We start from the raw sequence: 25,958 nt of genomic DNA on the forward strand, positions 1-25,958 counted from the left end.
ATTGTACACCTCCATGTATGATTCACCTACAAGAACGATTCATGGCAGAGAACGGAATGAACCCATGACAACCTCGGTGCAGAACCGCCAAGACGCCCCGCGTACCCGCAACGCCCAGGCCGGGCCTCCCCTGGGGCCCCTGGCCCTGGCCTTCACCGGACTCTTCACGGCCGGCCTGGTCTTCCAGTCGGTCCTCGGCGACGGCACTCCCTATCCAGAGCCCTTCGCCGCGACAGCCGCCGAAGTGGCCGGGTATTTCGCGGCCAACTCCTCCGCGGTCCAGACCCAGGGGTTCTTCATGTTCGCCTCCTCCATGCCGCTGATGATCTTCTCGGCCACCGCTATGGCCCGGCTCCACCGGCTGGGAGTGCGGGCGCCCGGCGCCAACATCGCCCTGGCCGGAGGCCTGATCGCCGCCGCCATGCAGATCGTCTGCGCCGCCGTCGTCTGGACGATGTCCCACGAGGCCGTCGCGGCGGCCGAGGGGACCGTGCAGGCACTCCACCTTCTGGGCTTCGCCCTGGGCGGCGTCGGCATCGTGGCCCCGATGGGACTGCTCATCGCCGGACTCGCCGTTCCCTCCCTGCTGGCCCGCCTCACTCCGCGGCCGGTGGCCTGGATCGGCCTGGCGCTCGCACTGCTCTGCGAGCTCTCGCTGCTCTCCCTCCTGGTGGAGGAGCTGTCCGTGCTGCTGCCGATCGGCAGGTTCCTGGGAATGGCGTGGCTCGTCGTCGTCGGCTTCACGCTGCCGAAGAACCGCGCCCCAAAGAACGCGCGAAAGTGAGAGCGGGGTTCGCGGGAACCCGCCCCGTCGACACGGTTTCAGGGCGGTGCGCGGTAGGAGGTCCGATGTCGCTGGAGAACACGGCGGCTAGCCGGAACCTACGACCGAAAGGGAACAGAAAGGCCGGGGCCGGACGGTGAACCGTCCGGCCCCGGCCTCTGCTCGAACGTCCAGGTTCGCTCGCACGGGCGGGCCCCGGCGAAGCGCGACAGGGCCGCGGTGATCCCCGCCGACCCGTCCTTTCAGCGTTCGGTCAGCCTCCGGCGAAGGGCGGCAGGACCTCGACCGTCGCCCCCTCTTCGAGGCCGGCGTCGTCGTCGCGAGTGCTCGCGCCCTCGACGAGGAAGCTGGAGACGGAGAGGACCTTCTCCAGTCCGGGCCCGTGGCGCTCGGCCAGGACGGCCTTCAACCCGCCGAGGGTTTCGGCCTCGGCCTTCTCCTCGGCGAGTCCGGCGGCGGCCTTGGCTCCGGCGAAATAGCGGACGGTCAGCATGCTCATCCTCCAATGGCCGACATCGACCGGGTGGGCTTGAGGAACTTCGGGTCGTCGATACCCGCGCCGGCGGCCTTGGTCCACATGGCGCCGCGCCAGATCTCGGCCAGTTCGTCGTCGCTCGCACCGGAGCGCAGGGCTCCGCGCAGGTCCGTCTCGCCGCGCGCGAAGAGGCAGTTGCGGATCTGCCCGTCGGCCGTCAGGCGCGTCCGGTCGCAGTCGCCGCAGAAGGGCCGGGTGACCGTGCCGATCACGCCCACCGTCGCCGGCCCTCCGTCGACCAGCCACTTCTCGGCCGGCGCCGATCCGCGCGGCTCGGTGGCGGGGGAGAGGTCGAACTCCTCCCGCAGCGAGGCGAGGATCTGATCGGCGGTGACCATCGTGTCGCGCCGCCAGATCCCGTCGGCGTCCAGCGGCATCTGCTCGATGAACCGCAGTTCGAAGTTGTGCGCCAGAGCGTAGCGCAGGAGGTCGGGAGCCTGGTCGTCGTTGATCCCCGGCATGAGCACCGAGTTGATCTTGACCGGCTGCAGTCCCGCCTCGGCGGCGGCGTGGAGGCCCTTGAGGGTCGGCTCCAGGCGGTCGCGGCGGGCCAGGGTCTTGAACGTCTCGGGGTCGATCGTGTCGAGTGAGACGTTGATGCGGGTCAGGCCCGCCTCGACCAGGGCGCGCGCGTTCTTGTCGAGGCCGATGGCATTGGTGGTCAAGGAGAGTTCCACATCGGGGCGGGACTCGTGGAGGGCCGCGAGGATCGCCGGGAGGCCGGGCCGCAGGAGCGGCTCGCCGCCGGTGAAGCGGACCTCGTGGATCCCCAGCTCGTCCACCGCGAGGCGGACGAGGCGCACGACCTCCTCGTCGGTCAGCACCTCGGGTTTGGGGAGCCACGCCATGCCCTCGGCGGGCATGCAGTACTGGCAGCGCAGGTTGCACTTGTCGGTCAGGGAGACCCGCAGGTCGCGGGCCACCCGGCCGTATTGGTCGATCAGTTCTCTATGCACAGTTCACCCATTCGTCCGTGCCGTCGGAGAAGTACTGGTGCTTCCAGACGGGCAGGCGCTCCTTCACGAGGTCGACCGCCTCGGCGATCGCGCGGAAGGACTCGCCCCGATGCGGGCTGGCGACGACGGCCACGAGGGCGGCCTCGCCGATGGAGAGGTCTCCGACGCGGTGGGACAGTGCGACGGCGTCCAGCCCGTGCCTTTCTTTCACTTCGCGGGCCACCTCGTCGAGGACGCCCTCGGCGCTGGGATGCGCCTCGTAGGTGAGGGAGAGGACGGTCTTGCCGTGGTCGTGGTCGCGGACCACGCCATGGAAGGAGACCCGGGCGCCGGAAGTGGCCGGGGCGCACTTCTGTTCGAGCAGGCTCGCCTCGATCGGGTGCTCGGTCATCTCGACGTGGATCATCGGCTCTCCTCAGCTGGTTCGTCCCGGCATGGGGACCAGTGGCAGCGCGTCCGACCGACGCGCGTTCGTGTGCGGTTCGACGACGGCGAAGCCCCGCGCGGTGGCGACGCCGCGCAGCATCGCCGAGCCGTGGTGGGGGATGAGTCGCCCGAAGTCGTCCACCAGCGCCAGCCGGTGGCAGTCGCCGCGCCCGGGGATGTCGTCGGCCACCGCCGCCACGCCCAGCTCGGGCAGGGGGCGGCGCAGCAGGCCGGCGATGAGGGGGGCGACGATGGTGGCGACGGAGATGACCGCCGACTGGGGATTGCCCGGCAGCCCGCAGACGATGCCGTTGGGCGTGCGCGCCAAGAGCATCGGGAACCCGGGACGGACGGCCACGGTGTCGATGAGGTACTCGGCGCCGAGCTTCTTCAGCGTCGGGTGGAGGTAGTCGACCGGCCCGTGCATGGTGCCGCCGGTGGTGCAGAGGATCGTCGGCTGCGGGGCCGGACCGTTGAGCGCGTTGTAGTGCGCCTCGGGGGTGTCCTCGACGTGGACCGGCCGCGACGCGGTCGCGCCCAGGCCCTCCAGCATCGCGGGGAGCATGGGCCCCAGGCTGTCGCGGATCTTGCCGTCGCGGGCCGGGCCGCGGTCGATCAGCTCGTCGCCGAACACCGCGAAGGCGGCCGTGGGCTTCTCGAAGACGGTCAGCCTGTCCAGCCCCGCGGCGGCGGCGAAGCCGGCGGCGGCGGGTGAGACGGGAGTGCCGGCGGGGAGGAGCTCCTCGCCGAGGGCGATCTCGTCGCCGGTCTCGCGCCAGTCCCTCTGGTGCGGGCCGGAGACCGTTCCCTCCGTGACGGTGGAGTCCTCGAGGCGGACGATGCCCTCCGTCTTCGGCGGCAGCTGCGCTCCGGTGGCGATCCGCACCGCCCGGCCGTCGGGCAGCTCCGCGGCCCGGTGCCCGGCCAGCTGGTCGTAGTCGAGAAGGTCCCACGCGGGACCTTCTCCGCGGACGGCGTACCCGTCCATGGCGACGGTGTCGAAGGCCGGCAGGGGGTTGGCCGAGGCCGGAGCCGCGGCGAGCGTGTGCCCGACGGCCCGGTCCAACGGCAGTTCCACGGTCGGCAGGTCGATCGACAGACCGAGTTCGTAGGCGGTGCGGCGCGCCTCGGGCCAGGGCGTGGGCGTGCTCATGAGGAGGCTCCCTCCGGGGCGGACGGCTGCGGATGGTCGCCCCCGCGCAGCTGGGACACGCAGTGGGACAAGAGGTCCGGGGTCAGGACGGCCAGCGCGTCCTTGGCGGCGCCGGAGGACCCGGCGATATTGACGATCAAGGTCGCGCCGGCGGCCCCGGCGAGGCCGCGCGAGAGGTCGGCCTGCGGGAGCTTGGCGCGTCCGTACGCGCGGAGGGCCTCGGCCAGGCCGGGGACCTCGAAGTCGATGACGGCGCGCGTGGCCTCGGGCGTCCGGTCGGTGGGGGTCAGGCCCGTGCCGCCGGAGGTGATGACGAAGTCGCGCCCGTCGGCCACGGCCTCGCGCAGCGACTTCTCGACCTCGGGCCCGTCGGGGACGACGACGGGCCCGTCGACGTCCAGCCCGCCGGAGCGGAGCCCATCGACCAGAACCGGTCCGGACTTGTCCGCGTAGACGCCGGTGGCCGCGCGGGTCGAGGCGACGATGACGCGGGCCTTGATCGGGGAGTCGAGCCGGCCGCAGGGCCCGCGGCCCGGCGTGCCGTCCGAATCCTTCAGTTCCTCTGCCATAGGCCGGTCTTCCCTCCCACCTTCTCGACCACGCCGACGCCGTTGATCTCGGCGGCCGGGTCGACGGCCTTGACCATGTCCACCAGCGTGAGGGCCGCGACGGTCACCGCCGTGAGGGCCTCCATCTCCACGCCCGTCCGGTCGTTGTTGGCCACCTGCGCCCGGACCGCCACGCTCTCCTCGCCGAGCTCGAACTCGACGGTGATCTTGGACAGGGCGATCGGGTGGCACAGCGGGACGAGCTCCCAGGTCCTCTTGGCGGCCATGATCCCGGCGACGCGCGCCGTGGCGAGCGCGTCGCCCTTGGCGAGGCCGTTGCCGCGCAGCTTCTCCACGACCTCGGCGGTCGTGTCGAGCCGGCCGGCCGCGGTGGCGACCCTCCGGCCCGGGTCCTTGTGGCCCACATCCACCATGTGGGCCTCTCCGGCGGCGTTGACGTGTGTTAGCTCGGACATAGGGGCAAGTGTAACCGCGGGGTCCGACTAATGCGACGGACTGAGCGGTGTCGTGCCCGTTCGGGGCGGGCAGGACGACCGTTCCCTTGGAGATTCGCACAGGATGGATCGCGATCGACCACTCTCCGTCGACACAGCGCCCATCGGAGAGGCGGTAGGCCTGCTTGAGCAGCGGGGACACGAGGACCTCCTCGCCGCCGCGGTCGCCGATGAGGCCGCGGGCGAGGACGTTGGCCCCCGTGGCCGGGTCGCGGTTGTCACAGGCGCGCACCGAGCCGTCGGGCAGGCGGAAGAGGGCCAGTTGGCGCCCGTCCTCCAGGAGGATCCCCACGCCGCGGCCGGGGACGAGCTCGTCGAGGTCGCACAGGGTCTGTTCCATCGTCTAGGACTCCTTTCCGGGAGAGCCGAGCAGGAGGGGGACCTTCTGGCCCCGTTCGGGCCGGAAGGCGATGTCGGGGTCGGGCACCCCGGGGGCGTTGGCGAAGCTGGTGAAACGCGCGAGTTTCTCAGGATCCTCCAAGACCCCCTTCCACTCGCATTCGTAGGATTCGACATGCCGCCGCATGATCTCGTCGAGGTCTGCGGCGATGCCGAGCCGGTCGTCGACGATGACCTCCCGCAGGTAGTCCAGGCCGCCGTCGAGGTCCTCGATCCAGGCGGCGGTGCGGGTCAGGCGGTCGGCGGTGGACATGTAGAAGGCGATGAACCGGTCGATCGTCCGAACCAGCCCCTCGTCGTCGAGGTCGGTGGCGAACAGCTCGGCGTGCCGGGGCTTGAAGCCGCCGTTGCCGCCGACGTAGAGGTTCCAGCCGGCCTCGGTCGCTATGACGCCGAAGTCCTTGGACCGCGCCTCTGCGCACTCGCGCGCGCAGCCGGAGACGGCGCCCTTGATCTTGTGCGGACTGCGCAGCCCGCGATAACGCAGTTCCAACAGGATGGCCATGCTGACGGAGTCCTGCACGCCGTAGCGGCACCACGTGGTCCCGACGCAGGACTTCACGGTGCGCACGGCCTTGCCGTAGGCGTGGCCGGACTCGAAGCCCGACTCCACCAGCCGGGCCCAGATGCGCGGCAGGTCCTCCAGGCGCGCGCCCAGCAGGTCGATGCGCTGCCCTCCGGTGATCTTCGTGTAGAGCTCGAAGTCGCGGGCGATCTCGCCGATGACGATGAGCTTCTCCGGGGTGATCTCCCCGCCGGGCACGCGCGGGACGACCGAGTAGGTCCCGTTGCGCTGCATATTGGCGAGGAAGTGGTCGTTGGTGTCCTGCAGCGCGGCCTGCTCGCCGTGGAGGATGTGCCCCTGGGAGAGGCTCGCGAAGATCGAGGCCGCCGCCGGCTTGCACAGCTCGCAGCCGGCTCCGGTGCCGTACTGGGCGATCAGCTCGCTGAAGGTGGATATGCCGGTGACGCGGACGATGTCGAACAGCTCGGCCCGCGTCTGCGGGAAGTGCTCGCAGACGCTGCGCGAGACCTCCACGCCGGACTCGGAGAGGAGCTGTTTGAGCATGGGCACGCACGAACCGCACCCGGTGCCGGCGTTCGTGCAGTCCTGGAGCTCTCCGACCGTCCCGCACCCGCCGGCGATCGCCTCGGTGACGGTCCCCTTGGTGACGGCGTTGCAGGAGCAGACCTGCGCGCTCGCGGGCATCTCGGCCTCGGCGGCGCCGTCGGAGAGCAGGTCGGCGAGCTTGGCGGGGGGCTTGGACCCCACCGACGCGCGCAGCAGGGCGTAGGGGCCGTTGTCGCCGACGAGCATGCCGCCCAGGAGGGTCTCGGCGTCGTCGGAGAGGACGAGTTTGGCGTAGAGGCCCGCGGTGGGGTCGAAGTAGGTGGAGTGGAGGGGGCCGTCCATGGCCCCGAACTGGGCGACGTCCACGCCCAGGAGCTTCAGCTCGGTCGAGGTGTCGGCGCCGGGGAAGGAGGCGTCCTCGCCGCGCAGGGAGGCCGCGACGGCCTCGGCCATCTGGTAGCCGGGGGCCACCAGCCCGTAGCAGACGCCGTCGACCGCTGCGACCTCGCCGACGGCCAGGACGTCGGGGTCCGAGGTGCGGCAGCGGTCGTCGACCGCGACTCCACCGCGCTCTCCCATGGCGAGTCCAGCCTCGCGCGCCAGTTCGTCGCGGGGGCGGACGCCGGCGGCGAACACGACCATGTCGGTGCCGATCTCGCGTTCGGATCCGGCGGTGACGACGAGGCCGGAGTCGCCCTCCGCGATCCGTTCGGCGCCGGTTCCGCAGAGGACCTCGATGCCCAACTCCTCGATCGAGCGGCGCAGGAGACCGCCGCCCGTCTCGTCGAGCTGGCGGGCCATGAGCCACGGGGCGAACTCGAGGATGGTGACGTCCAGTCCCATGCACCGCAGGGCGTTGGCCGCCTCCAGGCCGAGGAGCCCGCCGCCGATGACGACGCCGTGGCCCTTTCCCTCGGCGTGGGCCTTGATCCGTTCGACGTCCTCGACCGTCCGGTAGACGAAGACGCCGGGGGAGTCGACGCCCTCGACGGGCGGGACGAAGGAGTACGACCCGGTGGCGAGGACGAGTTTGTCGTAGGGGAAGGAGCGCTCCCCGGCGGTCACGGTCCGGGCCTCGCGGTCGATCCCCTCGACCCGGGCGCCCGTGTGGAGGGCGGCCGCCGCGTTGTCCCACGGCAGGGCGAGGTCTCCGGGGCTCTTGCCGTCGAACAGCTCCGAGAGGTGGACGCGGTCGTAGGCGCCGTGCTCCTCCTCGCCGAGGACGTCGACGTGCCAGTCGCTCCCGGCCATCGCGTTGGCCAGCTTCCGGCCGACCATGCCGTCGCCGACGACGACCAGTCTGGGCTTATTGCTCATGCGGATTCCTTTCGGTGCGGGCTCAGGTCGGTGCGGGCTCAGGCCTTCGCCGGCTCGGCGGCGGTGCGGCAGAACGCGGCGACGTCGGCGCGGCAGGTGCCGCACCCGGTCGTGGCGGCGGTCGCGGCGGCCAGGTCCTCGACCGTGCGGCAGCCCTCGCCGTGGGCGGACTTCAGGTCCCCGAGGGTGACGTTGTTGCACCGGCACACGAGGCTCTCGTCGGAGGACTCGGCGGCGCGGGGGGTCTCGAAGCGGCCCAGGAGGAGCGAGCGCCGGTTGGCGGGCAGGGGAGCGCCCGTGTCGTACAGTTCGACGATCTCGCCGACCGACGGGTTGTCGCCGACGAGGACGGCCCCGGCCAGGCGGCCGTCGGCCACGGCGAGGCGCGCGTAGGTGTTGTTGGCCGGGTCGGCGAAGGACACGGCCTCGTCGGCCCGGACCGTCCCCATGGCGGCGAGCTCGATGCCCTTGGCCTTGAGGCGGAGGATGGGGTCGGAGCCGGTGAAGCGCGGCTCGTCGGGGTCGGACATGAGGTACGCGGCCACGACGTCGGCCTGCTCCCACGCCGGCTCCACGAGGCCGTAGGCGATGCCCTCGTGCTCGGCGCAGTCGCCTATGGCGAAGACGCCCTCGGCGGAGGTGCGGCAGTGGTCGTCGATGACGACGCCGCGCCCGACCTCGAGGCCGGCGTCGGCGGCCAGTCCGGTGTTCGGCGCGACTCCGCAGGAGACGACGAGGAAGTCGCCCTCGACCGCCCGCCCGTCGGCCAGGTGCAGGGCGACTCCGTCGGAGGAGGCCTCGACCCGTGCGGTCATGGCGTCGCAGACGCTCTCGACGCCGAGTTCGGCGTAGGCGCGGCGGACCATCTCGCCGCCGTCCGGGTCGACCTGGCGTTCCAACAGGTGCGGGGCGGCGTGGACGACGGTGACGGCCAGGCCCGAGGCGGCCAGGCCGCGGGCGGCCTCCAGCCCCAGGAGTCCGCCGCCGAGGACGACGGCCCTGCCGGAGCGGGACGCGGCGGTCTTGATCGCCTCGGCGTCCTCGATGTCGCGCAGGGTGAAGACCCGCTCGGCCTCCCTGTCGAGGCCCGGGATCGGGGGCAGCACCGGCCGCGCCCCGGTGGCGAGCACGACCGCGTCGAACTCCTCCCCGTCGACCGTCAGCGACTCGGCGTCCAGCACGGCCGCCTCGGTCGACGTCCGCAGGTCCACCGACCCGGGAAGGGACGGCAGGGTGATCGACTCGCGGGTCCCGGTGCCGCCCACGTACTCCGAGAGGAGCACCCGGTTGTAGGCCGCGGAGGCCTCGGCGGCGAACACCGTCACCGCCATGCCGGCCTCCGCGGTGCGGCGCGCCAGCCGTGATCCCGCCATTCCGTTTCCAATGACCGCCAAGCGCATGGGCAGCCTCCCTTCCCGTCGTGCCGATGTGGGCCCATCGTGGGCCCCCGGCGTTAAACGCGCGCACCGGAGATGTTTCGCGGATGCTAAATGATTCGATCGTTCGTTACGCTCCGGTAGCGCGTTCCAGCCGGACGGCGCTGACCTTGAACTCCGGCATGCGGCTGAGCGGATCGAGCGCGTCGGAGACGACCCGGTTGACGTTCGCGGCGCCGCCGTAGTGGAACGGCGAGAACACCACGTCGCGCCTGAGGGTCCAGTCGAGCTTCGCCGGCGCCTCGAACCAGCCCCGGTCGGAGCGCACGCGCACCCGTTCGCCCTCGCCGATGCCGAGGTTCTCGGCGGTGTCGGGGTGCAGCGCGAGGTAGGGCTCTCCGGCGAGCGAGCCGACGCGCCTCGTCTGCGTGCCCGACTGGTACTGGGTGAGGACCCGCCCGGTCGTCAGCCACAGCTGCGTCCCGGCGTCGCGGACGTCGGTCGTCTCGCGGTGGGAGACGGGGACGAAGCGTGCCCGCCCGTCGTCGGTGGGGAAGCGGAGGTCGGTGAACATCCGCTCCCGGGACTTGGCCCGCTCACGGGATCGGGCGCGGACGGGCCAGTGGAGGCGTTCGGCGTCGATGCGGTCCCAGGTCGCGCCCGAGTAGTCGGCCCGGCCTCCCTCGGAGGCGCGGCGCAGCTCCTCGAAGACCTCTTCGGGGTCGGTCGCGAAGGAGCCCTTGCCGCCGAGCCGTTCGGCCAGGTCGGCCATGATCCGCAGGTCGGTGCGCACCCCCCGCGGCGGGTCGGTCAGCATGCGGCGGCGCAGGAGCCGACCCTCCAGGTTGGTCATGGTCCCGTCCTCTTCGGCCCACTGCGCGGTGGGCAGGACGACCTCGGCGAGTTCGGCTGTCTCGGAGAGGAAGAAGTCGCACACCACGAGGAGGTCCAGCGCCGCCAGGTTCTCGGCGACGCGTGCCGAGCGCGGAGCGGAGACGGCGGGGTTGGAACCGAAGACGAACAGGGAGCGGATGTCGCCGCCGCAGAGGGACAGCAGCTCGGTGGCCGAGACGCCCGGGCCCGGCAGGTCTCTTTCGGACACGCCCCAGACATCGGCGACGTGGCGGCGGGCGTCGGGGTCGGTGATGGAGCGGTACCCCGGCAGCTGGTCGGCCTTCTGCCCGTGTTCGCGGCCTCCCTGGCCGTTGCCCTGGCCGGTCAGGCAGCCGTACCCGCTGGAGGGCCTGCCGACCAGGCCGAGCGCCAGGGCCAGGTTGATCCACGCGGTCACCGTGTCCACGCCCTGCGAGTGCTGTTCGGAGCCGCGCGCGGTGAGGATGGCGGTCCGCTTCCCGGCCATGAGCTCGACGGCCCGGTACAGGTCTGCGACGGGGATCCCGGTGACGCGCTCGGTCCACGCCGGCCAGCACTCGGAGACCGAGCGCGCCACGGCGTCGAAACCGGTGGTGCGGGCGTCGATGTAGTCGCGGTCGGTCCTGCTCTCCGCGATGGCTATGTGGAGGAGGCCGGCCGCGAGCGCGGCGTCGGTGCCCGGGCGGACCGGAAGGTGCAGCAGAGCCTGTTCGGCCGTCCCGGTCAGGCGGGGGTCGGCGACGATGAGGTCGGGTCCGGCGAGGTGCCTCATGAACGGCGGCATGGTCTCGGCGGGGTTGGCGCCGGCGAGCAGTACCGTGTCGGCCTCGGCGAGATCGGCCATGGGGAAGGGGAGTCCGCGGTCTATGCCGAGGGAGCGGTTGGCCGCGGCGGCGGCCGAGGACATGCAGAAGCGCCCGTTGTAGTCGATGTACGGCGTCCCGAGCGCGAGCCGGGCGAACTTGCCCAGCTGGTAGGCCTTCTCGTTGGTGAGGGCGCCGGAGCCGTAGACGCCGACCGAGTCGCGGCCCGAGAGCGCGGTGATCTCCCGGTGCCGTTCGGCGATGTGGTCGAGCGCCTCGTCCCAGGTGGCCTTGCGGCCCTTGACGAGCGGGGAGGTGAGCCGGTCGGGGTGGGCGAGCAGCTCCGGGGCGGTCCAGCCCTTGCGGCACAGTCCGCCGCCGGCGGGGCGCGCCCTGACCTCGCCGGCTGAGTCGCGTTCGAGGGTCATCGCGCACTGCAGGGCGCAGTAGGGGCAGTGGGTCTCGGTGCTCTCCGCCATCAGACCCTCGCCTCGGCCAGGGAGGGTGCGGCGGAGGTGAAGACGCGCCGCTGGTAGTGCCACCAGTTGACGCCGCCGAGGACCGCGTAGGCGGCGCAGAAGGCGAGGAGCGCGCCGGCGACCGAGCCGGTGCGGTCGTAGCTGGCGCTCAGGGCCTGGTTGATGGCGAATCCGCCGAGGGCGCCGGCGAAGGAGACCCAGCCGAGGGCGGCGGCCGTCAGGCGCTTGACCGTCGCCGGGTCGCGGCCTGTGAGCGAGGCGGTGAAGATGGCCGGGATGGACCGGTAGGCCGATCCGTTGGCGATGCCGGAGGCGCAGAAGAGGACCATGAACGCCGCGAAGAACGCGGCGAAGGACCCCGCCGAGACGCTCCACAGGGCCAGCAGCGCGGAGCCTCCCATGACGGCGAAGCAGGTGCCGGTGATGGGGGCTCCTGCGTACTTGTCGGCGAGCCAGCCGCCGGCGGGGCGGGTCAGCGAGCCCAGCAGCGGGCCGAGGGCCGCCAGCCACAGGGAGGCGAACTGGGGGAACTCCAGGCGGGCGACCAAGGGGAAGGCGAAGGAGTAGCCGATGAAGGAACCGAAGGTGCCCACGTAGACGAGGGCCATGACCCAGGTGTGCTTCTCCTTCAGGGCGGGCAGCTGGTCGCTCAGGCGGGCCTTGGCGACCGAGAGGTTGTCCATGCCCCACCAGGCTCCGGCGGCGGCGACGAGGGCGAGCAGTCCCCAGAACACGGGGACGTTGTAGAGCCAGACGCGCCCTTCGTCGGTGAGGGACCCGGCGCCCAGGACGCCGAGGCCTATGAGGAACGGCCCGGTCAGCTGGACGGAGGAGACGCCGATGTTGCCTCCGGCGGCGTTGACGCCCAGGGCCGTGCCGCGCAGCCGTTCGGGGTAGAAGTAGGAGATGTTGGCCATGGAGGAGGCGAAGTTGCCCCCGCCGAGCCCGGCCAGGGCGGCGGTGAGGGCGAAGGCGCCGAAGGGCGTGTCGGGACTCGACAGGCACCACACGAGCATTCCGGTGGGCAGTAGGAGGACCAGCGCGGAGAAGACCGTCCAGTTGCGGCCGCCGAAACGGGCCACGGCGGTGGTGTAGGGGAGGCGCAGGATCGATCCGACGAGGTTGGGCAGGGCGACGAGCCAGAACAGCTGGGCGGTGGAGAAGCCGTAGCCGGCCGCGGCCAGGTAGGGGACGACGATGGAGAACATGACCCACACCGAGAATCCGACGTGCTCGGCCAGGACCGACCAGGCCAGGTTGCGCCGGGCGACGGAGCGGCCGCCGGCCTCCCACCGGGCGCGGTCGTCGGGGTCCCAGTCGGCGATCCAGCGTCCCTTCGCCGGACGGGCGGGTTGGCGGACGCCCCTCCCTTCGGAGGGGGCCGGACGGGTGCCGCCTCCCTGCCGCTGTCCTTCGGCTGGCCCGGTCCGCTCCTGCGGTGTTCTCTCTGCGGTACTCATCCGGACAGCGTCGCCGCCGGGCTTTTCCAACGCGTCGCGCTCGCGTGGCGCGCGGGTAACTTCCCTCCGCCGTCCTGTTACGAACGGAGACGCTCCGGGCGGGTCCTGTTACGGGGGTGTAAAGGCATGCGCGGCACGCGGAGACGAACGACGGGAGAAGTTGTGCCGCGGATCACCGCTCTGTTACGGTGGTGTGGCCCGAACTCGTGTTCGACTTGTTCCGTGTCAAACCTAGTGGAAAGTCCTCCCGTGTCAACGAAGACCGAGACTCCGGCCGACGCACCGGCCGAGACGGCCCGCGAGCCGCGCCACCGGATCATAGGGCTCACAGCCGGACCGATCGCCGCCGTCCTCACCTACCTGGTCCTGCCCGACAGCCTCAACCCCGCCGGGCAGTTCGTCGCCTCCGTCGCCGTCCTCATGGCCGTATGGTGGATGACCGAGGCGATCCCCTTGGCCGCCACCGCCCTCCTCCCGCTGGTCATCCTCCCCTTCACGCCCGTCGTCGAGATCGGCGAGGACGGGACCGCCACCGTCACCGCCGACCGCGTCGGCGTCGCGGCGATCGCGCCGTCCTACGGCCACAAGATCATCTTCCTCTTCCTCTCCGGATTCGTCATAGCCCTGGCGATGCAGAAGTGGAACCTCCACCGGCGCTTCGCCCTCGCCGTGATCAGCCGCGTGGGCTCCCGGTCGACGGCCATCGTCGGCGGCTTCATGCTCGCCTGCGCCCTGCTCTCGATGTGGGTGTCCAACACCGCCACCACGCTCATCCTCCTCCCCGTCGCGCTCGCGGTCATCGGCCTGGCCTCCGTCGACGGGCGCCAGGACCGCAAGTTCGCCACCGCGCTGCTGCTGGGCGTCGCCTACGCCGCCTCGATCGGCTCCGTCGGCACCGTCATCGGCACCCCGCCCAACGCCCTGCTCTCCGCCTACCTCTCCGAAGAGCACGGCATCGAGATCGGCTTCTTCCAGTGGATGACCTTCGGCGTCCCCCTCGCCCTGGCGATGCTCGCGGCCGCCTGGCTCATCCTCACCCGCGTCTACCGCCCCGAGACGAAGCGGATCGGCGCCGGACGCGACGCCATCCGCCGGGAGCTGCGCGAGATGGGGCGGATGACGCGGCCGGAGTGGACGGTCCTCGTCGCCTTCGCCACCGCCGCGGTCTCCTGGATCACCTTCGGCGCCCTCAAACAGAACGACGCCTTCGCCGAGGCCAATCCGTGGGTGAGCTACATGGACGACACGGTCATCGGTATGGCCGTGGCAGTGGCGCTCTTCGTCGTTCCCGTCGGCGGCGCCAAGCGCGCCATCGACTGGGACGCCATGAGGGAGCTGCCGTGGGGCATCCTCCTCCTCTTCGGAGGCGGGCTCGCCCTCTCCGGCCAGTTCGGGGCCTCCGGGCTCTCCGGCTGGATCGGCGAACAGGTCTCGGGGCTGAAAGGCGTCCCGACCTTCCTGGTCGTCCTCGTGGTCGTCGCGATCGTCCTGCTCCTGACCGAGCTGACGAGCAACACCGCCGTCACCAACACCTTCCTCCCGGTCATGGCCGGCGTGGCCATGGGCCTCGACCTGCCGGTGCTCACCCTCCTGGTGCCCACGGCCCTGGCCGCGAGCATGGCGTTCATGCTGCCAGTCGCCACCCCGCCCAACGCCATCGCCTTCGGCTCGGGCAAGATCTCCATCTCCCAGATGGTGCGCGGCGGCGCGGCGGTCAACGTCACCGCGATCGTGATGATCATGGCGGCCATGTACTCCGTCATCGGCTGGGCGCTGGGAGTCTAGCCGCCGGGCCGTTCCGGGGCGGCCGAACCGCCGGGAACGGGCTCGGCCGACGTCCGACCTAGGACACAGAAGAGGCCCGGGGCGCGATGCCCCGGGCCTCTTCCTTAGCGTCTCAAGAGAAGTCGAGAGAGAACTTCACCGGGTCCTTGCCCTTCGTCAGCGACATGGTGACGCCCTGGGCCTCCCACTTCGCCGACTGCGGCGGCGTGAACGCGAAGTCGAACTCCAGCGCCGAGGGAGGGACCTCGTAGGTGATCTCGTAGTCCCGGAACGTCGAGCCCTGCTCGGTGGCCTTCTCGGCCTCCACCGACACGGGCTCGATCTTCTCCCCGTCGTGCTCGACGGTGAAGTCGGGCTCGTCGCCGGCCGACCAGACCAGCTCCCACTCCTCGTCGCTCTCGAACCAGCTGAAGCCGACCGTCAACAGCGCCTTGCCGTCGTCGGCCAGCCACCCCTCCTCGACGCGGAAGACCTGGCGTTCGACCGCCGCGCTGTAGAAGACCGTGACCGCGCCGGTGTACTCGTAGGAGGAGTCCGAGGCGTAGAACTCCGCGTCGATGGGAACGCGCTCCGACTGCTTCGAGGTGAGCTTGCCGTGGTAGAGCGCCTCGATGACGCCCTCGCGCTCGCCGCTGCGGGGGTCGATGGCGAAGACGTGGCCGTTGTCGTTGACCTCCACGCGCATCTCCGGCTCGCCCGAGCCGACCCACGCGTACAGGTCGCCCGGCTCGGGCCCGGCGTTCTCCTCGGTCCACGACTTCGGCCCGATGGTGACCGTCGCGGTCAGCCCGGTCGGCGGCGTTCCCGGGTAGAGCGGCTGGGCCCCACCGGGGTCGCCGAAGCGCAGGAAGGAGACGGACGTCCCCTCGGGGATGGGAAGGGCGGTCTCGTCGATACCGGCCTCGGCCAGGGACTCGACCTCGCCGACGCAGTCGACGGCGAGGGAGAAGTAGGCGCCCACCAGGGTGGCCTCGTCGCCCTCGACGGGGCGTTCGGCGTCGTCGCACAGCGACCCGTCCGAACCGGAGACGGAGTAGTGGGAGCCGGGGGTGACGTGCAGCCGGCCGGCGATCTCCTGGCCGCAAGCGGTGAGCAGGAGGAGCACGGCGGCGCTGAGCAGGGTGAGCGGGAGTGGGCGAGGAGCTTTATCCCGTGTCGGCAAGGGGGACATGCCGACAGTTTATAGCATTCCCCGTCCCGGTCCGCCACCGCCGATGCCCCGCCCCACCCCGTTCACCGGCGTATCCTTCCGCCGCAAGGCGAGTCGCGGGGCGACCGGGACGGAGGGGCGCCGCCTTTCGCGCCGCACGGACCCTCGTCCTCAACCCTCCCAGCGGCTCGGGCCGCCCTCGGCCACCCAGTCTCCGATGATCTCGCTGAGAGCGGGCAGCGGCACCGACCCGTGCCCGAGCACCTCGTGGTGGAAGGCGCGGACGTCGAAGCCCGAACCGAGCTCCCGCTCGGCGTCCGCCCTCAGCCGGTCGATGTGGAGGCGGCCGACCATGTAGGCCAGAGCCTGGCCCGGCCAGGCGATGTAGCGGTCGACCTCGTTGACGATATTGGACCGCGACAGGGCGGTGTTGGCCTCCATGAACGCGATCGCCTCGTCGCGGCTCCACCCCTCGGCGTGCAGGCCCGTGTCCACCACCAGGCGGCAGGCGCGCCAGGCGTCGAACGAGACCATGCCCAGTCGGGCCAGGTCGCCGGAGTAGAGCCCCATCTCGTCGGCCAGCCGCTCGGTGTACAGGCCCCAGCCCTCGCCGAAGACGGTGATGTAGCCGTGGCGGCGGAAGCGCGGCAGGCCGTCGAGCCGTTGGCCCAGTGCGAACTGCAGATGGTGCCCGGGGACCGACTCGTGGAAGGCGAGCGCCTCGTACTCGAAGCGGGTGCGCGACCGCGGTTCGTGCACGTTGACGAAGTGGGTGCCCGGCCTGGAGCCGTCGATCGACGGCGGCTGGTAGTAGGCCAGGGTCGAGTCGGCGGCGACGGCGGCCGGGATGGGCTTGACGGTGCAGGGCGCGAAGTCGTAGGAGTGGAACCAGTCCGGCAGCGCCGCCTCGGCGCGGGAGAGGTTGTCCAACGCGTCGGAGAGGATCTCGTCGGAGGACTGGTAGCGCAGGTCCTCGCGGTCGCGGAGGAGACCGGTGATCGCGCCGACATCGCTCGTGCCGAAGGCCTTGAGCCCCAGGGCGGAGAACTCCTCCCGCAGCAGCGCCACGCGCTCCAGGCCGATGCCGTGGACCTCCTCGGCGGTCATGTCGGTCGTGGTGTGCCGGGCGACGGCCTTCTCGTAGCCCTCGGCGCCGCCGGGAACATGGCACACGCCCGCCTCCTCGCCGCCGCGGGCGCGGACGGCAAGGTCGTTCTCGAACGCCGTCAGCCAGCGCTCGAAGGCCGGGCGGACGGCGTCGCGGCAGATGCGCTCGCCGCGTTCCCGCCACCGGTCGGCGTCCACGCCTTCCGGCTTTGCTCCGAGGAAGACCTCCTCCTCGGAGCCCAGATAACCGCGTATCTGGGCCGCGACCGAGGCCGCGCCGACGCGAGTCTGGCGTCGGCCCTCGGCGTCGGCCGACCGGTAGCGCTCCAGGTGCGCGTCGAGCACGGCGGGGATCTTCGCCAGCCGCTCCAGGTAGGCCTCGGAGGCCTCCGCGTCGGGCAGCCCCAGGTTCGGCAGGCTGGACAGCAGCGAGGTCTGCGGACCGGCGATCGTGGCCGAGGCGGACACGTCCTCCAGGGCCGCTTCGGAGGCGGCGATGTCGTCGACGACGCGGCGGCGCAGCATCGAGCGGGTGATCCGGTCCTCGGGATCGGTGACCGCATCGGGGGAGATCCGGTCGAGGCGGTCGAGGAAGCCGCGGCGCCACTCCTGGCGGCCGGCCTCGGCCTCGGCCGAAGGGTCGGGCACCTCAGCGTCGTACTCGCGGTATCCGAGGAAGCTGGCGCCTATCGGGCCCTGGGCCAGCGACTCGCCGAAGAACTCTTCGGCCATGGAGCGCGTGTCGGGTTCTTTCACAACGGGCCTCCTGAAGAATGAGCGTCGCCCTCACCTTATCGAAGGCGAGGGCGGCACCCCGAGGAGGAGGCGGCCGGGATCACAGGGACGCCGACGTCGTGCCGCGCGCGGCACCGCTCCTCCCGAACCCCGTTTCTTCCGGACCACCGCTTCTCTCGGACACCGCTTTTCCGGACCACCGCTTCTCTCCGGAAGCCGCTCCTCTCGAACACCTTTCCTCCCGACGGCCCGCTCGCTCCGGACCGGTTCCCCGCCCGGCGACGGGTCCGCCGCGCTAATCGTCGTAGGGCCACTTCCAGTTCGCCACCTCCGGCATGTCCTCGCCGTACTCCCTCGTGTAGGCGCGGGCCTCGTGGCGGGCGTCGATCATCTTCTGCCGCAGGCTCGCCGCGCGTTCTCCCAGGCCGGGGACCCGGTCGATGACGTCGATGACGAGCCGGTAGCGGTCGATGTCGTTGAGCATGGCCATGTCGAAGGGCGTGGTCGTGGTGCCCTCCTCCTTGTATCCGCGCACGTGGATGTTGTCGTGGTTGGTGCGCCGGTAGGTCAGCCGGTGGATCAGCCACGGATAGCCGTGGTAGTTGAACATGACCGGCTTGTTGGTCGTGAAGATCGTGTCGAACTCGTTGTCGGACAGGCCGTGCGGGTGCTCGGTGTCGGGCTGGAGCCGCATGAGGTCCACGACGTTGACCATGCGCACCTTCAGGTTGGGCAGGTTCTGGCGCAGCAGGTCGATGGCGGCCAGGCACTCCAGCGTCGGGACGTCGCCGGCCGAGGCCATGACCACGTCGGGGCTGCCGCCCTCGTCGTTGCCGGCCCACTCCCAGATGCCCAGGCCGCGCTCGCACAGGCGGTCGGCCTCCTCCATGGTCGTGTACTGCAGCGCCGGCTGCTTTCCGGCGACGACGACGTTGACGTACTGGCGCGAGCGCAGGCAGTGGTTCATCGTCGACAGCAGCGTGTTGGCGTCCGGCGGCAGGTATACGCGGACCACGTCGGACTTCTTGTTGACGACCACGTCGATGAAGCCGGGGTCCTGGTGGCTGAAGCCGTTGTGGTCCTGGCGCCAGACGTGGCTGGAGAGCAGGTAGTTCAGCGAGGCGATCGGGGCCCGCCACGGGATCTCGTTGGTGGTGGCCAGCCACTTGGCGTGCTGGTTGAACATCGAGTCGATGATGTGGATGAAGGCCTCGTAGCTGGTGAACAGGCCGTGGCGGCCCGTCAGCGTGTAGCCCTCGAGCCAGCCCTCGCAGTTGTGCTCCGAGAGGACCTCCATCACCCGCCCGTGCGGGGCCTGGTGCTCGTCGACCTCGTAGAGCTCGGCCTCCCACTGGCGGTCGGTGGTGTCGAAGACCGCCCCGAGACGGTTGGAGGCGACCTCGTCGGGGCCGAAGAGCCGGAAGCGGTCCATATTGTCGCGCACCACGTCCTTGAGCCAGGCGCCCAGCACCTTGGTGGCCTCGGCGGTGGTCCTGCCGTGGCCGTCGATGGTCGCGGCGTGGTCGCGGTAGTCGGGGAGGACGAGCTCGCGCAGGATGAGCCCGCCGTTGGCGTGGGGCTGGGCGCTCATCCGCTTGAGCCCCCGCGGGTGGAGCTCCCTGAGATCGGGGGCCGGGGCTCCGGTCGGGTCGAACAGCTCCTCGGGCCGGTAGGAGCGCAGCCAGGCCTCCAGCTCCTTGAGGTGGTCGGGGTTCTTGCGCACGTTGGCCAGCGGCACCTGGTGGGCGCGCCACGTGCCCTCGACCGGGACGCCGTCTACGACGGCCGGGCCGGTCCAGCCCTTGGGCGTGCGGAAGATGACCATGGGCCAGCGCGGTCGCGGCGGCCTCGTCGGGTGCTCGCGGGCCTCCGCGCGGATCTCGGCGATGCGGTCGAAGACCCTGTCGAACGTGTCGGCCAGTTCCTGGTGGACGGTCATGGGGTCGTCGCCCTCGACGGTGAACGGCTCGTATCCCAGGCCGTGGAAGTAGGAGATCCGGTCCTCGTCGCTGACGCGGGCCATGGCCGTCGGGTTGGCGATCTTGTAGCCGTTGAGGTGGAGGATCGGCAGGACCGTGCCGTCGGTGACCGGGTTGGTCCAGATATTGCCCTGCCACCCGCCGGCCAGCGGGCCGGTCTCGGCCTCGCCGTCGCCGACGACGGTGGCGACCACGAGGTTCGGGTTGTCGAACGCCGCCCCGTAGGCGTGCGAGAGCGAGTAGCCCAGTTCGCCGCCCTCGTGGATGGAGCCCGGAACCTCGGGGGCGACGTGCGAGGGGATGCCGCCGGGGAAGGAGAACTGGCGGAAGAGGCGCCTCATGCCCTCCTCGCTGTAGCCGACCGACGGGTACAACTCGGGGTAGGTGCCCTCCAGCCAGGTGTTGGCGACGACGGCCGGGCCGCCGTGCCCCGGTCCGGCTATGTAGATCATGTCCTGGTCGCGCTGTTTGATGACGCGGTTGAGGTGGACGTAGAGCATCGAGAGCCCGGGGCTGGTGCCCCAGTGGCCCAGCAGGCGTGGCTTGATGTGCTCGGGCCTCAGCGGCTCCTTGAGCAGCGGGTTGTCCAGCAGGTAGATCTGGCCGACCGTCAGGTAGTTGGCCGCGCGCCAGTAGGCGTCGAGCCGCTTCAGGTCCTCGCTCGACAAGGGCCGCCGGGACGTCGTACGCATCGAATCGCTCATGGTTCGAGCCTGCCCCAGCGCCGTGTGCGGCGTTCGGTAATTCGACGAATTCTCACGGTGAAAATGAGGGCGGCAGGGGTTGTGACGTGCCGAACGCGGCCGGGAGGGGGTGCCTTCGGGACGCGGGAACGGTGCGCTATAGTTGTTCTCGCAAGCGCACGGAGCACTTCGAGTGGTCCAGGGCGTTAGGCGGATGTAGCGCAGCTGGTAGCGCGACACCTTGCCAAGGTGTAGGTCGCCGGTTCGAGCCCGGTCATCCGCTCCGATGAGAGCCCGGTCCGAGAGGATCGGGCTCTTTCTCTTTCCCGGTCCGGCTAGTCCGAGGACTCCTCCTCGTCGGGCTCCGGGGCGTCGAATCCCTCGGAATTGGTGTAGTCCAAGTGCATGCCCGCCTCCTCGGCGGCCGGCGGAATGCCCAGGGGCTCGTCGCGGAAGCTCTTTCCCGCCTCGGCGCGCGTGTACTCAGAGATGGAGCCGTCGCCCTCGAGCTGCTCGCCGAACATGTACTCCTCGCGCTCCTTCGACGGGTCGTCGTACAGGTAGCGCTCGGCGAGTTCGACCTCGCTCTCCTGCTCGTCGTCGCCCATGTCGGCGCCGGGAACGTCGTCCTGTCCAAAGTCTTCGGCCATGCGCAAAGACTACCGCCGATACGGTCGGCTGTCCGGCCAGTCGCCCCAGGCCGCCGGTGCGGCTCGGGACGCGCCCCGGCTCACGAGGAGACGGCGCCGCCCAGGTAGCCGTAGAGGACCAGCGCCGCGATCGCCGCGATCGACAGCCACAGCGTCGCCTTGCGGAACTTCCGCCGGACCGTGGGGGAGAACCACGCCACGGCGGCCATGATGAGGAGGATGCCCACGGCCACACCGGGTGCGGCCTGGAGGTTGCTGCCGGACTGGGCCAGGAGATCGTCCATGCCCCGATTCTCCCAGAACCCGCCGAAACGCACCAGACCACCCTCGGCGGACGAACCTCCGCCCGTTCCGGCCGGCCGGCCGCCGTACGAGCCCCCGCCCACGTGAACCGGGAGCTGCCCGTGTCCCCGACCCTGAAATACGCACGCCTGTTCGGTGAGCTACGCGTGCGACGGGCATCATATGTGAGCCGGGGTCCGAAAACACTGCGCGGCGGGCAGGCCCTGGCTAGCGTAGAACCGTGGCCACCACAAGCATCTATCTCGCCAGCCTGGACGCCGGAAGCGGCAAGTCCGCCATCGCGCTGGGCATCATGGACCTGCTGACCCGCCGCACCGGCTCGGTCGCGGTCTTCCGCCCCGTCGTAGCCGACGACCACGCCGAGTCCGGCGACCCGGTCGTCACCGCCCTCACCGCGCAGTACCGGCTCTCCGAACCCTACGCCGACTGCGTCGGACCGACCTACTCCGAGGTCCGCGCCGACCCCGACGCGGCGCTCGCGGCCATCGTCGACCGCTACCGCGCGCTCGCCGACGGACACGACGTCGTGCTCATCGTCGGCTCCGACCACTCCCAGTCCCCGGCGCCCCTCGAGTACTCCTTCAACACCCGCATCGCCGTCAACCTCGCGGCGCCCCTGCTGACCGTCATCGGCGGCAAGGACCAGAGCGCCAAGTCCATCGACGAGGCCCTCACCGTCGCCCGCCGCCAGGCCGAGGCCGACCACGCCGCCCACCTTGGCTCCATAGTCAACCGCGTCGACCCCGAGCGCATCGAGGCGCTCCGCGAGGACCACCCCGGGGTCGACTTCGTCCCCGAGGACCCGGCCATCGCCGCCCCCACCGTCGCCGAGCTCATGGAGGCCGCCGACGGCGCCCTCCTCTCCGGCGACGAACAGGTCCTCTCCCGCACCGTCGGCGACGTCGTCGTCGCGGCCATGACGCTGCCCAACCTGCTGACCCGCCTGGCGGACAACAAGGCCGTCATCCTCCCCGGCGACCGGGGCGAGACGCTCCTGGGCCTCCTGGCCGCCCACCACGCCGAGGGCGTCCCGAGCCTCTCGGCGGTGTTCCTCACCGGCGGCATCCGCCCCGACCCCAACATCTTCGACATCGTCGCCCGCACCGAGTCCCGCCTGCCGATCGTCCTGGTCGACCGCGACACCTTCGACATGGCCAACCTGGCCGGATCGATCGAGGGCCGCCTCGGCATGGGCGACGAGTCCAAGTTCGCCGCCGTCCTGGCGGCCTTCTCCCAGGGCGTGGACGGCGACAAGCTCGTGGAGTCGCTCCAGCTGACCAAGTCCACGGCCGTCACGCCGCTGATGTTCGAGCACGACATGCTCGAACGCGCCCGCTCCCTCCGCAAGCACATCGTGCTGCCCGAGGGCGCCGAGCCGCGGATCCTGCGGGCCGCCGAGATCCTCGCCAAGCGCGGAGTCGCCGGACTCACCCTCCTCGGCGAGGAGGCCGAGGTGCGGACCCAGGCCGGACAGATCGGCGTCGACCTCGCCGGCGTCTCCATCCTCAACCCCGGCGACCACGAGATCCGCGAGCGCTTCGCCAAGGAGTACACCCAGCTGCGAGCGCACAAGGGCGTCACCTTCGACGCCGCCTACGACCAGATGGCCGACGTCTCCTACTTCGGCACCATGATGGTCCACACGGGAATGGCCGACGGCATGGTCTCCGGCGCGGTGCACACCACCGCGCACACCATCCGCCCGTCCTTCGAGATCATCAAGACCCGCCCCGGCGTCTCGGTCGTCTCCTCGGTGTTCTTCATGGCCCTGGCCGACCGCGTCCTCGTCTACGGCGACTGCGCGGTCAACCCGAACCCGGACGCCGAGCAGCTGGCCGACATCGCCGTCTCCTCGGCCGCCACCGCCGCGGAGTTCGGCATCGACCCGCGCGTGGCCATGCTGTCCTACTCCACCGGAACCTCCGGACAGGGCGCCGCGGTCGACAAGGTCCGCGAGGCCACCGAGATCGCCCGCAAACGCCGTCCGGACCTGCTCCTGGAGGGGCCCATCCAGTACGACGCGGCGGCCGACGCCTCCGTGGCGGGCACCAAGATGCCCGACAGCCAGGTGGCCGGACGCGCCACCGTCTTCATCGTCCCCGACCTGAACACGGGGAACAACCTGTACAAAGCCGTGCAGCGTTCCGCAGGGGCCACCGCCGTCGGCCCGGTCCTGCAGGGGCTCAACAAGCCCGTCAACGACCTCTCGCGCGGCGCGACGGTCCCCGACATCGTCAACACGGTCGCCCTGACCGCGATACAAGCAGGGGAGAAGTAAGACATGCCCACACCCGTACTGGTCGTCAACTCGGGGTCCTCGTCGCTGAAGTACCAGCTGGTGGACGCCGACGACCTGAGCGCCTCCGCCTCCGGGACCATCGAGCGCATCGGCCAGGACTCCTCGATACTCACGCACAAGGCGGGCGGGGAGAAGGCCGTCTCCGAGCGGCCCCTGGCCGACCACGGCGAGGCGCTCAAGGCCATGCTGGAGGCGTTCTCCGCCGCCGGCCAGGACCTGGGCAGCGCGGGCCTGGTGGCCATCGCGCACCGCGTCGTCCACGGCGGGGAGCGGTTCGTCCAGCCGACGCTCATCACCGACGAGGTAGAGGAGGCCGTCTCCGAGCTCTCCGCGCTCGCGCCGCTGCACAACCCCGCCAACCTGGAGGGGATCAAGGTGGCGCGCAAGCTCTTCGGCGACCTGCCGGAGGTGGCGGTGTTCGACACGGCCTTCCACGCGACCATGCCCGAGAGGGCCTACGCCTACGCCGTGCCCGAGCGCTGGCGCGAAGAGGACGGCGTGCGGCGCTACGGCTTCCACGGCACCAGCCACGCGTACGTGTCCCGCGCGGCGGCGGCCGAGCTGGGCAAGGACCCGGCCGACGTGAACGTCATCGTCGCCCACCTGGGCAACGGCGCCTCGATCACGGCCGTGCGGGGCGGGGAGTCGATCGACACGTCCATGGGCCTCACCCCGCTGGAGGGGCTGGTCATGGGGACCCGCTCGGGGGACATCGACCCGGCCATCGTCTTCCACATGCACCGCCGGACCGGGGCCGACTTCGCGGAGCTGGACCGGGCCCTGAACAAGGAGTCGGGGATGCTCGCGCTGACCGGGATGGTCGACATGCGCGGCATCGAGGCCGCCGCCGACGCCGGCGACCGTCCGGCGACGGCGGCGATGGACCTCTACTGCTACCGGATCCGCAAGTACATCGGCTCCTACATGGCCGCGCTCGGGCGCGTCGACGCCATCGCGTTCACCGCCGGCGTCGGGGAGAACTCTCCGGCCGTGCGCGCCGGTGCCCTGGAGGGCCTCGAGGCCTGGGGCGTCTCACTCGACGAGGGGGCGAACGACACCCGCGGCACGGTCGACGTCACCGCCGCCGACTCGAAGGTCAAGGTGCTGGTCGTCCCCACCAACGAGGAGGGCGAGATCGCCTCGCAGACCGCGGACCTCCTGCGCGCGAAGGGCCTGATCGCCTGACGCCGCCCGGGGCGTCCCGGTCGTGGAGGGCCGGGCCCCGACTATGATCGGGCCATGACTCACCCCGATTTCGTCCGCGCCACCAATATCGCGGACAATGTGGACCTCTACGAGCGTGAGAACGAGGCGGTGGACCCGGAGGGCCTGCTCTGGCGGGCGATCCGGGACGAGGCCGACTGGAGCGGTCGCACCCTCCTCGACCTGGGCTGCGGAACCGGATTCTGGCTTCCCCGCTATTCCGACGCGGCCCGCGCCGTCGGCGTCGAGCCCGATCCCGACCTGCTTCGCCTGGCGGAGCGGCGCGGTGTGGAGGCCGTGGCCGGCTCGGCCGAGAACCTGCCCTTCCCGGACGACTCCTTCGACGTGGTCCACGCGCGGTTCGCCTACTTCTGGCCGCCGCACTGCGAAGCGGGCCGACGCGAGGTTCTGCGCGTCCTCAAACCCGGTGGGCGCCTGGTCGTCATCGACAACGACCACCGCCGGGGGCAGTTCGCCGAGCTCCTCGCGGCATCGCCGTGGGCCGAGGCGCAGGGCCGGGGCGAGGTGACGGACGAGTGGTGGGCCTCCAGGGGCGCGGCGAGGAGGGAGATCCTCTCCTCCTGGGAGGCGGCGACGCCGGAGGAACTGGAGTCGATTCTCAGGATCGAGTTCCCCGCCGATGTGGTCGACGACTGGGTCGCCGGGAATCCCGGCGCCTCCCGGATCAGCTACGGCTACGTCCTGTTCACGACCGAGAAGTGAAGGCCGGCGGGAACGGCGGGGGTTCTGCCGCGGTACCCGGACAAGATTCAAGGGGGCCGGAGAACCGGCCCCCTTGAGCAACCACAGAAGGAAAGTCTCGCACGCCTTCGCGTCGAAGCCCCTTAGGTCTCCTCCGCGAGAAGCTTCGCCAGCTCGGCGTCCATATCCACATAGGATGCCTCGCGTCCGCGGGGCACCAGGCTGAACGCCCTCCGCAGGAAGCGCTGGATCACCGCTCGGCTTATCTCGAAGAGGGCGTTCCCGTCCGGCGAGGACAGTGCCAGCGCGACGGACTCGCCCCGAGGCGTCGTCCACGGCCACACCCTCACATCGCCCATCCCGGTGGGCTCCTCCAGCCCCTGGGCGAACAGCTCCCTCGAAAACGACCACGCCACCTGTTCGGCGTCCGTCCCGTCGGGATGGAACACCACGCGCACGGCGTACGGGTCGGCAGGGTCGTAATGCAAGGAGGCTTTGACCGCCACCGTCGCGAAGTCGGGAGCGACCAACCGCATTGTGGTCGCGATGTCGACTGTCGCCGATCTAGCCGTACTCATGACTAAACCCTCCCCGTCTGCTGTCAGCGCCGCTGACGTCTCTTGTGTATCCGATGGCCGTGTCCCCGGAACCCGGCGGTCCGCCGTA

General features: G+C 70.9%; 21 protein-coding genes, 1 tRNA gene and 1 pseudogene. 6 read left to right on the top strand and 17 right to left on the bottom strand.

Annotation, left to right across the window (positions count from 1 at the left end):
- The first annotated feature begins 64 nt into the window (after positions 1–64).
- Complete coding sequence (locus ACFTE1_RS06450; protein ID WP_380625464.1) at positions 65–784, top strand: hypothetical protein; 720 nt, start codon at positions 65–67, stop codon at positions 782–784.
- Between the two features lie 253 nt (positions 785–1,037).
- Here the strand turns inward: ACFTE1_RS06450 and ACFTE1_RS06455 are convergent, their stop codons facing one another.
- From ACFTE1_RS06455 to ACFTE1_RS06505, 11 genes and pseudogenes are all read right to left on the bottom strand, one after another.
- Positions 1,038–1,277 carry a MoaD/ThiS family protein gene (locus ACFTE1_RS06455; RefSeq protein ID WP_380625812.1) on the bottom strand — a complete coding sequence of 80 codons (240 nt, stop codon included), beginning with the start codon at positions 1,275–1,277 and terminating at the stop codon, positions 1,038–1,040.
- 2 nt (positions 1,278–1,279) lie between these two features.
- Positions 1,280–2,275 (bottom strand): GTP 3',8-cyclase MoaA, encoded by a 996-nt coding sequence (gene moaA / locus ACFTE1_RS06460; protein WP_380625466.1) that lies wholly within the window; start codon positions 2,273–2,275, stop codon positions 1,280–1,282.
- Complete coding sequence (locus ACFTE1_RS06465; protein ID WP_380625469.1) at positions 2,268–2,681, bottom strand: molybdenum cofactor biosynthesis protein MoaE; 414 nt, start codon at positions 2,679–2,681, stop codon at positions 2,268–2,270. The genes moaA and ACFTE1_RS06465 overlap by 8 nt, the downstream gene beginning before the upstream one ends.
- Positions 2,682–2,690: 9 nt before the next feature.
- Entirely contained in the window at positions 2,691–3,854 is a 1,164-nt protein-coding gene (locus tag ACFTE1_RS06470; RefSeq protein ID WP_380625471.1) for a molybdopterin molybdotransferase MoeA, read from the bottom strand.
- Positions 3,851–4,423 carry a MogA/MoaB family molybdenum cofactor biosynthesis protein gene (locus ACFTE1_RS06475; protein ID WP_380625814.1) on the bottom strand — a complete coding sequence of 191 codons (573 nt, stop codon included), beginning with the start codon at positions 4,421–4,423 and terminating at the stop codon, positions 3,851–3,853. Before ACFTE1_RS06475 ends, ACFTE1_RS06470 begins: the two co-directional genes overlap by 4 nt.
- Positions 4,408–4,878 carry a cyclic pyranopterin monophosphate synthase MoaC gene (gene moaC / locus ACFTE1_RS06480; protein WP_380625474.1) on the bottom strand — a complete coding sequence of 157 codons (471 nt, stop codon included), beginning with the start codon at positions 4,876–4,878 and terminating at the stop codon, positions 4,408–4,410. Before moaC ends, ACFTE1_RS06475 begins: the two co-directional genes overlap by 16 nt.
- 82 nt (positions 4,879–4,960) lie before the next feature.
- Positions 4,961–5,257: pseudogene (gene nirD, locus ACFTE1_RS06485) on the bottom strand (nitrite reductase small subunit NirD); the annotation flags it as partial.
- Positions 5,258–5,260: 3 nt separating this feature from the next.
- Positions 5,261–7,705: a nitrite reductase large subunit NirB gene (gene nirB, locus ACFTE1_RS06490; RefSeq protein WP_380625476.1), complete on the bottom strand. Its 2,445-nt coding sequence runs from the start codon at positions 7,703–7,705 to the stop codon at positions 5,261–5,263.
- Between the two features lie 38 nt (positions 7,706–7,743).
- Positions 7,744–9,105 (bottom strand): FAD-dependent oxidoreductase, encoded by a 1,362-nt coding sequence (locus tag ACFTE1_RS06495; protein WP_380625479.1) that lies wholly within the window; start codon positions 9,103–9,105, stop codon positions 7,744–7,746.
- A 106-nt stretch (positions 9,106–9,211) separates the two neighbouring features.
- Entirely contained in the window at positions 9,212–11,236 is a 2,025-nt protein-coding gene (locus tag ACFTE1_RS06500; protein WP_380625481.1) for a molybdopterin oxidoreductase family protein, read from the bottom strand.
- Positions 11,236–12,696 carry an MFS transporter gene (locus ACFTE1_RS06505; RefSeq protein WP_380625483.1) on the bottom strand — a complete coding sequence of 487 codons (1,461 nt, stop codon included), beginning with the start codon at positions 12,694–12,696 and terminating at the stop codon, positions 11,236–11,238. Before ACFTE1_RS06505 ends, ACFTE1_RS06500 begins: the two co-directional genes overlap by 1 nt.
- 249 nt (positions 12,697–12,945) lie before the next feature.
- Between ACFTE1_RS06505 and ACFTE1_RS06510 the strand changes: the two genes are divergently transcribed.
- Positions 12,946–14,481: an SLC13 family permease gene (locus tag ACFTE1_RS06510; protein ID WP_380625485.1), complete on the top strand. Its 1,536-nt coding sequence runs from the start codon at positions 12,946–12,948 to the stop codon at positions 14,479–14,481.
- A 112-nt stretch (positions 14,482–14,593) separates the two neighbouring features.
- Here the strand turns inward: ACFTE1_RS06510 and ACFTE1_RS06515 are convergent, their stop codons facing one another.
- The 3 genes from ACFTE1_RS06515 to ACFTE1_RS06525 form a co-directional block, all read right to left on the bottom strand.
- Positions 14,594–15,652, bottom strand: coding sequence for a hypothetical protein (locus tag ACFTE1_RS06515; RefSeq protein WP_380625487.1), 1,059 nt, complete (start codon positions 15,650–15,652; stop codon positions 14,594–14,596).
- A gap of 150 nt (positions 15,653–15,802) precedes the next feature.
- Positions 15,803–17,494, bottom strand: a complete 1,692-nt coding sequence (locus tag ACFTE1_RS06520; RefSeq protein ID WP_380625489.1) for a DUF885 domain-containing protein — start codon at positions 17,492–17,494, stop codon at positions 15,803–15,805.
- Positions 17,495–17,768: 274 nt separating this feature from the next.
- The gene (locus tag ACFTE1_RS06525; RefSeq protein ID WP_380625491.1) at positions 17,769–20,156 is read right to left on the bottom strand and encodes a phosphoketolase family protein; all 2,388 of its coding nucleotides are present in this window, start codon (positions 20,154–20,156) and stop codon (positions 17,769–17,771) included.
- Between the two features lie 189 nt (positions 20,157–20,345).
- Here ACFTE1_RS06525 and ACFTE1_RS06530 point away from each other — a divergent pair.
- Positions 20,346–20,418, top strand: a tRNA-Gly gene (locus ACFTE1_RS06530).
- A 52-nt stretch (positions 20,419–20,470) separates the two neighbouring features.
- On the opposite strand, the gene ACFTE1_RS06535 is transcribed toward ACFTE1_RS06530, so the two are convergent.
- Together ACFTE1_RS06535 and ACFTE1_RS06540 are read right to left on the bottom strand one after the other, a co-directional pair.
- Complete coding sequence (locus ACFTE1_RS06535) at positions 20,471–20,785, bottom strand: hypothetical protein (RefSeq protein ID WP_380625493.1); 315 nt, start codon at positions 20,783–20,785, stop codon at positions 20,471–20,473.
- Positions 20,786–20,865: 80 nt separating this feature from the next.
- On the bottom strand, positions 20,866–21,069 hold the full coding sequence (locus ACFTE1_RS06540) for a hypothetical protein (protein WP_380625495.1): 204 nt from the start codon (positions 21,067–21,069) through the stop codon (positions 20,866–20,868).
- Between the two features lie 239 nt (positions 21,070–21,308).
- Between ACFTE1_RS06540 and pta the strand changes: the two genes are divergently transcribed.
- Genes pta through ACFTE1_RS06555 form a run of 3 tightly spaced genes read left to right on the top strand, consistent with a single transcriptional unit; the run spans position 21,309 to position 25,313 of the window.
- The gene (pta, locus tag ACFTE1_RS06545) at positions 21,309–23,366 is read left to right on the top strand and encodes a phosphate acetyltransferase (protein ID WP_380625497.1); all 2,058 of its coding nucleotides are present in this window, start codon (positions 21,309–21,311) and stop codon (positions 23,364–23,366) included.
- A gap of 3 nt (positions 23,367–23,369) precedes the next feature.
- Positions 23,370–24,572, top strand: a complete 1,203-nt coding sequence (locus ACFTE1_RS06550) for an acetate/propionate family kinase (protein WP_380625499.1) — start codon at positions 23,370–23,372, stop codon at positions 24,570–24,572.
- A gap of 54 nt (positions 24,573–24,626) precedes the next feature.
- Positions 24,627–25,313 carry a class I SAM-dependent methyltransferase gene (locus ACFTE1_RS06555; RefSeq protein WP_380625501.1) on the top strand — a complete coding sequence of 229 codons (687 nt, stop codon included), beginning with the start codon at positions 24,627–24,629 and terminating at the stop codon, positions 25,311–25,313.
- Positions 25,314–25,435: 122 nt separating this feature from the next.
- Here ACFTE1_RS06555 and ACFTE1_RS06560 read toward each other — a convergent pair whose 3' ends face one another.
- Complete coding sequence (locus ACFTE1_RS06560; RefSeq protein WP_380625503.1) at positions 25,436–25,870, bottom strand: SsgA family sporulation/cell division regulator; 435 nt, start codon at positions 25,868–25,870, stop codon at positions 25,436–25,438.
- Positions 25,871–25,958: the final 88 nt, after the last annotated feature.

Origin of the sequence: Salininema proteolyticum, from assembly GCF_042685645.1 — a bacterium.
GTDB classification, from domain to species: Bacteria; Actinomycetota; Actinomycetes; order Mycobacteriales; family Micromonosporaceae; genus Salininema; species Salininema proteolyticum.